This window comes from Hydrogenovibrio sp. (assembly GCF_049975065.1).
GTDB lineage: Bacteria > Pseudomonadota > Gammaproteobacteria > Thiomicrospirales > Thiomicrospiraceae > Hydrogenovibrio.
The window spans coordinates 1-7,881 of record NZ_JBNGDN010000091.1; the positions used below are offsets into that span (position 1 = coordinate 1).

The 7,881-nt window shown below is 48.6% G+C and carries 6 protein-coding genes; 1 reads left to right on the forward strand and 5 read right to left on the reverse strand.

The window, feature by feature from the left end; genetic code table 11:
- Positions 1 to 98: 98 nt before the first annotated feature.
- Genes ACP5D0_RS09170 through ACP5D0_RS09180 form a run of 3 tightly spaced genes read right to left on the reverse strand, consistent with a single transcriptional unit; the run spans position 99 to position 5,963 of the window.
- On the reverse strand, positions 99 to 3,917 hold the full coding sequence (locus ACP5D0_RS09170) for a YhdP family phospholipid transporter (RefSeq protein WP_472365446.1): 3,819 nt from the start codon (positions 3,915 to 3,917) through the stop codon (positions 99 to 101).
- Complete coding sequence (gene rng, locus ACP5D0_RS09175) at positions 3,917 to 5,389, reverse strand: ribonuclease G (protein ID WP_472365447.1); 1,473 nt, start codon at positions 5,387 to 5,389, stop codon at positions 3,917 to 3,919. Before rng ends, ACP5D0_RS09170 begins: the two co-directional genes overlap by 1 nt.
- Positions 5,382 to 5,963 carry a Maf family protein gene (locus tag ACP5D0_RS09180; protein ID WP_472365448.1) on the reverse strand — a complete coding sequence of 194 codons (582 nt, stop codon included), beginning with the start codon at positions 5,961 to 5,963 and terminating at the stop codon, positions 5,382 to 5,384. The genes rng and ACP5D0_RS09180 overlap by 8 nt, the downstream gene beginning before the upstream one ends.
- A 112-nt stretch (positions 5,964 to 6,075) precedes the next feature.
- Between ACP5D0_RS09180 and ACP5D0_RS09185 the strand changes: the two genes are divergently transcribed.
- Positions 6,076 to 6,483 carry a hypothetical protein gene (locus ACP5D0_RS09185; protein ID WP_472365449.1) on the forward strand — a complete coding sequence of 136 codons (408 nt, stop codon included), beginning with the start codon at positions 6,076 to 6,078 and terminating at the stop codon, positions 6,481 to 6,483.
- Positions 6,484 to 6,538: 55 nt separating this feature from the next.
- On the opposite strand, the gene ACP5D0_RS09190 is transcribed toward ACP5D0_RS09185, so the two are convergent.
- On the reverse strand, positions 6,539 to 7,549 hold the full coding sequence (locus ACP5D0_RS09190) for an NAD-dependent epimerase (protein WP_472365450.1): 1,011 nt from the start codon (positions 7,547 to 7,549) through the stop codon (positions 6,539 to 6,541).
- On the reverse strand, positions 7,549 to 7,881 hold a 333-nt coding region (locus ACP5D0_RS09195), incomplete at its 5' end, for a UDP binding domain-containing protein (protein WP_472365451.1). The genes ACP5D0_RS09195 and ACP5D0_RS09190, both read right to left, overlap by 1 nt.

The window sequence follows — 7,881 nt, forward strand, 5'->3', positions numbered from 1 at the left end:
GTTTCTGGCGGACTTTGCAATCCCTTTTTTGCGTTTTTTTGAGGTTTTTTTGACAAAAAAAAGCGATGCTCCATCAAGAATACTCTAAGTTATTGATTTTAATTATCCAAGACCGATTCTGAGTTTGTTTTACTCTTGTTATTCAATTTAATCGGCTCCAAACTCACCCCCTTGTCAGTAATAATGGGGTCAGCAAAGGTTCCAGTAACATCGAATCGATAGGTGACCAAATCGGCATTGACGATTGGCACGACTTTAAGCAACGCATAAGCTGCCAGGCCTGCCAAAGGGGTTGCTAACCCACTGATCGCAGCGATGGCGGGCAAAGTGCTGCCTATTGCGGGGGTAATTCTGGCGACCAGATCCAGCTCACTTTTCACCAAGTCAATATTTCCAGTCACTACCGCATCTGCAGCGGGTGCGTCCATTTTTAAGCGCGCCAATTCTAACTTCCCATGCTTAAACACACCTCGCCCTTCGATATCATCGTAAGCCAGCCCCGCATCTGTGACGTCTTTTAAGTCCAGCTGAAGACGACGTGCTAAGGATTCAAAACTGAGCAACCCTAAAATTCTGGCCAGACCGGGTTCGGCTTCTTTAATAACACCGTTTTCAAACTCAAAGGTCACATCACCATCCAGCTTAGCCACATCAAAACATTCATAATCCCCAAGCCATTGAATATTGGCTTTCAGAAACGCGCCGTCGCCTCTAAACCCTTGTTTAACACCAATGAAAGCGACCAGTGCTTCGGCATTGTTTGTTTTGATTGCGGTATCAAGGGCACTTTTATTGGTATTTCGATTGTAACGATAGGTGCCTTTAAACGCATTTTTCAAGGTTTCCGGCCGAAGACTGAAGTCTTTCACGATTAATTCATCTGGTTTATTTTCAATCATGAAGTCAGCCGCGGCTAAACGCCGATCGTCAATGTGAATATTGCGACCGTTAAAATTCACCTTGAGCGCTCCAAGCTTGGCCACATCCGCTGTTAAGCAGCTTGGTGGCGTTTCACTCTCATTGGTTTGCCCTGTTGATGTTTTAAACCGCAGTTTATTGACTTTAAAGGCATAGTGTTCCGGGGCGAGTTGCTCGGCATGAATGTCCAACGCTTGGCTGTAGACCTGTAATTGCACATTAGATGAATCACTCGGCTTTAGCCATCCGAAGGTCACTTTTTGATATTGATTTGCCATAAAATCAACCTGACCGAACAGTAACGACGATGGCAGCCAGGGAGATTCGTTTGCAGCGGCGTCTTCCGAATAAAGTTTGTCAACCATGAGTTGCGATTGAATATTTGGCCAGGCCTGCTGCCAGCCATTTAAATCCAACCGGTTTAAGCGCCCATGCACTCGCCAACCCGATCCGTCCACAGCAATGGGCGGTTGATTAAAGGCCATAGCCAACTTTTGTAATTCCGCATCGGCCACAGAGTAGCGTCCACTCATGGACATGAACTCCCCCATAAAGGCCGTCAAATCGAGTGTCTGATCGTCTAGAACACCGACTGTGACCTGAAGTGACGAAGGACGATTTTGCGACATGGACGTTTCACTGAAAGGTGCCGGCAGACGACTTTGTATCGCGGCCAAATCGAAATCCGCCGCCACTTGAATCGGCTTTTCAGCTTCGAAAGGCACCTGCACCTGAACGCCGACAGGGAGCGCACCTGTGTAAAACGCTGGCCGCTCGGCCAAGCGCCCACTCGCCCCAATCTGCACCGTTTGATTTTCCGTGCGCACGTCGGCAATGACTTCATGACCTTCAAACATCCCCTTGATGCGCTGGGCCTTTACACCTTTTTCCGTAAAATCCAAGTTCCCCTTTAGTGCCAGAAGCGGCAAACGATCGAACAGCGTTGCATTAACCCCCTGAAAGGTGACACGTCCTTCGACCGTTTCACTCTTATTGGCAAACCCATACACCGGTATCCAGATTTTCGGTAACGCCACGGATACGGGGCCATTCATCACCACCTGTTGGTTAAGAAAAGATTCCATGCCAATCATTTTGGCCACGGGTGAAGTCAGTAAAAACTGTTTGGCTTCCGCCGCATCCGCTGTGGCATGACCGGAAATCTGCACGGCAATATTGGACGTATCCAAATGATTGATATCCACAACTACTTGGCTGGCCTGGGCTTTTTGCAAAACAGCTTGATCGGCTGAAATCCTCAAGTTATAGGGCGTAAATTCCAAATTTGCTTTAAATTGCTCCACCGCTGGCCAATCCGGCTGAAACTGGAGTACGGCATTATGCACTTCCCCCGTGGCCTTGAAGATTCCGTTACCGTCGTGGAAAGGAAAATCGTTCAAGTGCCCTTTTACAACCAGATTCGCCTTCACCTGATCGCCCGCGACTAAGGCCGTTTTAAGCCAGTGCTCTAAATCTTCAGACATCAAGGAATAGGGTAAATAGCGTTTCACAAAACTCAGTTGCTTCGGTTCAATGTCGATACGCCCATCAAGATACCCCGTAAAATCCCCTTCTGCTTCCAGGTGAACCGGCATGCTGTCCAAGGTAAAACTCACGGGTGGAAGGCGCCAGCCTTGCCAATCCTTCAGCAAAGTAACGTCCAAGCCGTTTTTAGCAAGGCGCATTTGAATCGGACGCGGATTGATCATGGAGACAGTCCATTCAATCGGATTATCCGATTGAATGCGAATCCGTTGCGCCTGTTTTTCAACAAATAATTGCTTTATGGCCAGGCCTGGGCGATTGCCTTGCTCAAGCCATTCCAGCTTGGCCAACTCCAGACTCAAAGACGGCAAGGTAATCTTTTCCAGATCCACGACGCCGGAGACATCCCGCAACTTCAAATTATCAAGGTTATCCCCCAGCCCTTGATATTGAAACTGTGTCAACAGCACTTTATAAAGGGGTTTCAGTTCCTTCAGGTTAAGTTTTTGCGCTTCAAACTTCAGTTGGGTATTTTCCGTGAGCGTTAAATAGATGGGCGATACACTGCGTAGATACTGGTTATCAAAACGAACACGCTCCATCTCAAACCGCCAATTTTGCAAAACACCGTCTTTTAAACTGTTCTCAGCGACCCAATTCAATGTCATACCAATGCTTTTGGGTAGGTGTTCATCCGCCACGGGCCAAACCAAATCCTGCGCGCTGGTCGTCAACTTGAGGGAAGCCAAGCGGCCATGACGAAGTTGCAAACTGACATCGCCCAGCGTTTCGCCCGTCGGCAGCTTTTCCGACCAGGCCTGGGGCATAATTTGATAAAGGCGCGCCATGTCTAAAGGCGTTAACAGGTTGGCACGCATTTCACCCGCCTCGGCTCGCCCCAGACTGTCCAGCGCAAAATCACCTTTCACTTGGATTTTGGTTATATCGCCACTGGTAATGCCCAGCCGAACAATGCCCGCAAAAGACCATTTCGCGCCCCGGTAGGTTTGCAAGTTATCAATGGTGAGATAATGCTTTTGCGCCGTGGCATCAGCATACACAAAAAACAAGTCTTTTAATCGAACGGTTCGCCACAATTTCGCCAGTGAAAACCGCTCCAGCATCTGCAACACCGCGCGGTCTTCAGCCGAGACAGCGTTTGGCGACGAGTTGAGAGAAACCAGCTCTAGGCCAGAAACGTTGAGGTTCTGACCGAAACTGATGTCATAAAGAAAGGGCGAAAATAAATTAAAATCCCCCTGGGCGTTATTTAAATGAACACTGACTTGAGCCTCTTTATACTCAAGCTGACGTATCTCAAAATCAAATCCAAGCCAGCTTTGCGTGATGTCAATCTGCTGGACGTTTATCTCGGCACCCGTGAACTGCTCGGCATAAGTCAAAAAATGCTGCGGCGCCCACTGCACCCAACTGATCAGCACTCGAACCGTTAACAAATAAAGCACACATACAATTAACAGAAAAAAAACAAGCTGTTGAAGCCTTTTCAACATTAAGAAATCACCACATCAAACTGCTCGATAAAATAGCCACCTTCGGCTTGAAAGCGAAAACTTTTATCCAAAAAGGTTTCCAATTCCGCCACATTACTGGAGGCCTCATCCAAAATATAAGACACCACTGGCTCGGAAGCAATGACACGATAAAAATCCGCATCAAACGACTTGGCCATGCGTGTAATTTCCCGAAAGATTTCAAACGCAATGGTTTCAGGCGTTTTCACCGTGCCGCGACCGTTACACATCGGGCAGGGTTGACACAACACCCTTTCCAAGCTTTCGCGTGTGCGCTTGCGAGTCATTTCAACCAGTCCGAGACTGGAAATTTCAGTAATGCTGGTTTTCACTCTGTCTCGTGCCAATTCGCGCTGCAAAGCAGAATACACCGACGCCTTATGCTCCGGTGCTTCCATATCAATTAAATCGAGAATAATAATCCCGCCTAAATTGCGAAGCCGAAGCTGTCGCGCAATGGCTTGGGTGGCCTCAAGATTGGTGCGATAGATGGTTTCTTCCAGATTCTTGTGGCCGACAAAACCACCGGTATTAACATCAATGGTGGTCATGGCTTCCGTCTGATCAATAATCAAATAACCGCCGGACTTTAAATCAACCCGCTTTTGCAAAGCCTGCTGAATTTCATTTTCAATGTTATACAGATCAAAAATCGGTCGCTCGCCGGAGTACAACCCCAGCTTATCGGACAACTCCATCACATAGGTCTCGGAAAAGGCGGCCATTTTCTTGTAGGTTTCCGACGAATCGACGCGAATTTTTTCAATGCGCTCTATGGGAACATCCCGCAGAATATGCAAATGCAGCGGCAAATCTTCATAGATCAACGCCGACTTTTTAACGCTTTTGGCCTTTTCCCGAATGGACATCCACAAACGCTGCAAATACATCAGGTCGGCACGCATTTCGTGAAAATCCGCCCCTTCCGCAACGGTTCGTACAATGTAGCCCCCATCCGAATCTTTTACTTCCGGAATGGTGTGAATAATTTCGCGCAAACGATCCCGTTCCTGCGGGTCTTCAATTTTCTGCGACACGCCAATCATTTTTTCATCCGGCATATACACCAACATACGCGACGGAATCGTCACATGCATCGTCAAGCGCGCGCCCTTCGAGCTGATCGGATCTTTCACCACCTGCACCATCACCTGCTGTCCGGCATGTAAAAATCGGGTTATATCCTCACAGTCTTCGTCTGCCTGTTTACCGATATTGCGTTTACAAATATCCGACACGTGCAAAAACGCCGTTCGCTCCAGGCCAATGTCCACAAAAGCGGCTTGCATGCCGGGTAACACACGATCCACTTTACCGATGTAAATATTGCCCACCAACCCTCGGTTATTGGCCCTTTCAATCCAAACTTCCTGAAGGGCGCCATTTTCCACCCAGGCCACCCGCGTCTCGGACGGCGTGACATTCACTAAAATCTTTTCTTCGTTACTCATTATCGTAATACCCCGATTCCAGCAGCAGCTGATCCAACTCATACAGCGGCAATCCCATCACGCCCGAATAGCTGCCCTGCAGTTGCGCTACAAACCGCGCGCCCAGTCCCTGTATGGCATAGCCACCGGCCTTGCCTTCCGGCTCACCGGTGCGCCAATAGTCTTCACACTCCGCCTGCGTCACCGGACGAAACCGAACTTGCGTGACACAGAGGTCGGAAAACACCCGCCCATCCTGCACCACCGCCACGGCGCTTAACACCTGATGTTCCTCACCCGACAGCGTCATCATCATTCGCTGGGCATCCAGCGGGTGTCGAGGCTTGCCAAAGACGCGCGTGCCTTGCAACACAAGGGTATCACTGCCAATCACCCAGGCCTGCTTTTCCGGCACTTTATTAAAACCGGCTAAAGCCTTCTCCACCGCCATTCGTATCACAAAAGATTCCGGAGATTCATTCGGCAAAAAAACCTCTTCCACCGGTGCCGTCACCTTCTCAAAATCCGCCACCAGCTGCGTCAATAATTCATGTCGCCTTGGCGAAGACGATGCCAAATACACTTTCTTTCCCATAAAACTTTCGAAGCCTCAAACTTCACCGCAACCGCGACGAAATATCGGATATGATTACCCTAAAATGTCACTTATTCTAACGCTTTCGTGCGCTTGCTGAGGGAGTTTATCCATGGATATTATCATTACAGACCATTCGCCGGAAAACCTTGAAGATAAATTTGAAAACCACTTCCTCTATCAGAACAGCGACTATTCCATTATGTGCGAAAGTACGGAAATTCCCTGGTTGCAATTCATTCCAAACCGGCCAATTAACCCTGAGTATGCTGGACAACTCTTTGCTGAAATGGTTGCGCTGGCGGAATATTTGAAATCGGAAGGGATTGGGGAGCACTACAACATCGCTAAAATCGGTAACAAGCTGCCCTATTACCACATTCACCTAGTGATGCGAAACCGAAACGACCAGGCCTGGCCGGAAACCATCTGGGGATTGGATCTAAAGACCTCAACGACGATGGCCGCAGAATTAAAAATGCACCTTACCAGCTTTTTTACCAGGCCTGGCCAGTCTTAAAGCGTGAGCTCGATACCGAAAGCACACGGCAAAATGACCAGGCCTGGTGAAACGATCAGGCCTGGTAAAAATCACGATACCAGCGTACAAAACGCTCAATGCCCGCTTCAATTTCCGTCGCCGGTTTGAAACCGACATCGGCCATCAAGTCCGACACATCTGCATAGGTTCTCGGCACATCACCTGCTTGCATCGGCAACTGGTTTTGAACGGACTTTTTCCCCGTCGCCGCTTCAATCGCTTGGATAAAGCGCTGTAAGGTAATCGGTTGGTTATTACCGATATTGTAGATTTTATAAGGCGCTTGCGCCGTGGTGATGTCCGATTGATGCGTCTCCGGAATAGAATCCATCACCCGCACAACGCCTTCGACAATGTCATCGATATAGGTAAAGTCCCGCTCCATTTGGCCATGGTTAAACACATCAATGGTTTCCCCGGCCAAAATCTTACGGGTAAACGAAAAATACGCCATATCCGGACGCCCCCAGGGGCCGTACACCGTAAAGAAACGCAATCCGGTCGTTGGAATCCCATACAAATGGCTATACGTATGCGCCATCAACTCGTTGGATTTTTTCGTCGCGGCATAAAGAGAAATCGGAAAATCCACCCGGTCGTCGGTTGAAAATGGAATTTTGGTATTCATGCCATACACCGAACTCGAAGAGGCATACACCAGATGCGCCGTTTTTTGATGGCGACAACCTTCCAGAATATTCACAAAACCGACCAGATTGGAATCCACATAAGCCTGCGGATTTTCAATCGAATAACGCACCCCCGCCTGAGCGGCTAGGTGAATCACACGATCAAAGGCTTGGGCTTCAAATAGCGCTTGAGTCTCCGCTCGGTCGGCAATATCGATTTCCACAAATTCAAAGGCCTCCAAAACCGACTGTTCGGCGCAGAAGCGCTCGATTTCCGCCAAGCGCGCACGCTTCAACCCTGGGTCATAATAATCATTCAGGTTATCCAGCCCAACGACCTCATGGCCTTTTTTCAATAAATCGAGCGTCACATAGAAACCAATAAACCCGGCCGCGCCGGTCACCAATACTTTCATCAATCCTGTCCAAATAAATCACGTGTGTAGACTTTATCACACACATCTTTAATCTCATCGGTAATACGGTTGGCCAACACGATATCCGACATGGCTTTAAACGCTTCCAAAGATGGCACTACTTGCGAATTGAAAAAGGTGTCTTCCGTCAGCACCGGTTCATAGACCACCACCTCAATCCCTTTGGCTTTGATGCGCTTCATCACGCCTTGGATGGCGGACGCGCGGAAATTATCCGAGCCGGCTTTCATCACCAAGCGGTAAATACCGACCACCTTCGGTTGCTTACGAATAATCGAGTCCGCGATAAAGTCTTTACGAGTCGTATTGGA

Bases quoted from the DNA above. Each gene is read 5' to 3' on its own strand.
- ACP5D0_RS09185 (WP_472365449.1), top strand. From the start codon at position 6,076: ATGGATATTATCATTACAGACCATTCGCCGGAAAACCTTGAAGATAAA.
- rng (WP_472365447.1), bottom strand. From the start codon at position 5,389: ATGAGTAACGAAGAAAAGATTTTAGTGAATGTCACGCCGTCCGAGACG.
- ACP5D0_RS09190 (WP_472365450.1), bottom strand. From the start codon at position 7,549: ATGAAAGTATTGGTGACCGGCGCGGCCGGGTTTATTGGTTTCTATGTG.
- ACP5D0_RS09180 (WP_472365448.1), bottom strand. From the start codon at position 5,963: ATGGGAAAGAAAGTGTATTTGGCATCGTCTTCGCCAAGGCGACATGAA.
- ACP5D0_RS09170 (WP_472365446.1), bottom strand. From the start codon at position 3,917: ATGTTGAAAAGGCTTCAACAGCTTGTTTTTTTTCTGTTAATTGTATGT.